The following is a 2,033-nucleotide window of genomic DNA, read 5'->3' as shown; positions in this document are numbered from 1 at the left end:
GAGTGCGGAGCGTCGCCGACGGCGACCATCGCGCGCAGATGCGGGAGATCGGCCGCGGCCTCCTCGATCGCCGGCAGGAATTCCGGGGAGGCGAACACCACCTTGGATCGCGAATCCTCCAGCAGATAGCGATACTGATCCGCATTCAGCCGGGTGTTGAGCAGCACCGGAACGATTCCGGCGCGGATCGCGCCCCAGAACAGGATCGGGAAGTCGACGGTGTCCTTGAGCACCAGCGCAATGCGGTTTTCCTGCTCGACGCCGAGGCGTACCAGCATTGGGCCCACGCGTGCGACGGCGTCGCGCAGCTCGCCATAACTTAAGCTGCGCTGCGAATCGATGAAGGCGATTTTGTCGCCCCGGCCCTCCGCAACGTTGCGGTCGACGAAATCGACCGCCGCGTTGTAGTCGCGTAGCGGCATGGTTCCCTCCAACGTCTATGAATTGGAGTGATCTAAGCGTTCGCCCGGAGCGATCTCCTTGATTTTTGCTAAGTGCGTAGTCGACTGTTGCGGCGTGACGATCGCTTGACTTTGGTCATGGATGCCGTCCTCCCGCGCCGACAGTCTTGCGGCAAGGGAGAGCGACCCATGGATGAAACGATGCTGCGACGCCGCAAGCGGCTGCTCGGCCTGAACGTCAATGGCCGATGGCGCGAGGACGCGGTTGCCGACGACATGTTGCTGGTCGATTACTTGCGCGATATTGCCGGGCTCACCGGCGTCAAGACAGGATGCGACGGCGGCGAGTGCGGCGCTTGCACCGTGCTGATCGACGGCGAAGCAACTCCGTCGTGCCTTGTGCTGGCGGTGCGCTGCGAGGGACGTCACGTCGAGACGGTCGAGGGCCTGGCGGCGAATGGGCGGCTGCACCGGCTGCAGCAGACATTTCACGAGCGGCTCGGGGCTCAATGCGGCTTCTGCACGCCCGGCATGATCATGGCGGCCGAAGGTCTGTTGCGCCGCAATCCGTCCCCGACCGACGACGAGATCAGGACGGCTCTGTCCGGTAATCTCTGCCGCTGCACCGGTTACGCCAAGATCGTCGAATCGGTGCAGGCCGCCGCGGAGATCGCGCCATGAGCGGTGCCGCATTTCAGGGAGGCCTCGACCGTGCCGGCGTTCCGCTGGTCGACGGCATCGATAAAGTCACCGGGCGAGCGCGTTATACCGCGGATCTCGATCATGCTGGCGCACTGGTCGCGCGCATTCTACGCAGTCCGATCAGTCATGGCGAAATCGTCCGGCTGGATATCAGCAAGGCGCTCGCGCTGAGGGGCGCCGCGGCGATCGTCACCGGTGAGGACTGCGCAATCACCTACGGTGTTCTGCCGATCGCGATGAACGAATATCCGATGGCGCGCGATCGGGTCCGGTATCGAGGTGAACCAATCGCCGCGGTGGCAGCTGTCGACGAAGAGACGGCACAGCGCGCCCTCGACCTGATCGAATGCGAGTTCCGAAAGCTCCCGGCCTACTACGAGTCCGAGGCTGCACGCGCCCCGGATGCTTGGCTGCTGCACGACAACAAGCCGGGCAATATCGAACGCGAAGTTCACAACGAGTTCGGCGATCTCGCTGCGGGCTTCGAAGCCGCCGACCTGATCCGTACCCACACGCACCATTGTGCGGAGGTCAACCACGCCCAGATCGAGCCGCATGCCTGCCTGATGGATTACGATCCGGCCACCGGGAGGTTGACCGCTCAGAGCGTGTCACAGGTTGGCTATTATCTGCACCTGATGCTGGCGCGCTGCCTCGAGATCGATCCGTCGCGGGTACGGGTGATCAAGCCGTTCGTCGGCGGCGGCTTCGGCGCGCGGGTGGAAGTGCTGAACTTCGAGGTGATCGCCGCGCTGCTCGCCCGGAAGGCCGGCGGCAAAGTGTCGATGCGGCTGAGCCGTGAAGAGACCTTCATCACCCACCGCGCGCGGCCGCAGACCGACATCACCTTGACGATCGGCATGCGCCGCGACGGCCGGTTCACCGCCTGCTCATGCGAAGTGGTGCAACGCGGCGGCGCCTATGCGGGTT

At 64.4% G+C, this 2,033-nt stretch carries 3 protein-coding genes; 2 read left to right on the top strand and 1 reads right to left on the bottom strand.

Going from position 1 to position 2,033, the window contains the following annotated elements; all coding sequences use genetic code 11:
* A partial coding sequence (locus DYI24_RS25600) for an AMP-binding protein (RefSeq protein ID WP_164574308.1) occupies nt 1–422 on the bottom strand: 422 nt, incomplete at its 3' end.
* Nucleotides 423–590: 168 nt separating this feature from the next.
* Between DYI24_RS25600 and hcrC the strand changes: the two genes are divergently transcribed.
* Nucleotides 591–1,082 (top strand): 4-hydroxybenzoyl-CoA reductase subunit gamma, encoded by a 492-nt coding sequence (gene hcrC, locus DYI24_RS25595; protein ID WP_164574307.1) that lies wholly within the window; start codon nt 591–593, stop codon nt 1,080–1,082.
* The coding region (locus tag DYI24_RS25590; protein ID WP_164574306.1) for a xanthine dehydrogenase family protein molybdopterin-binding subunit at nt 1,079–2,033 on the top strand (955 nt) is incomplete at its 3' end. The genes hcrC and DYI24_RS25590, both read left to right, overlap by 4 nt.

Origin of the sequence: Rhodopseudomonas sp. BR0C11 (assembly GCF_010820945.1) — a bacterium.
Lineage (GTDB): Bacteria > Pseudomonadota > Alphaproteobacteria > Rhizobiales > Xanthobacteraceae > Rhodopseudomonas > Rhodopseudomonas palustris_H.
The sequence above is the reverse complement of the archived record's forward strand: the minus strand, read 5'-3'. Positions and strand labels throughout refer to the sequence as shown.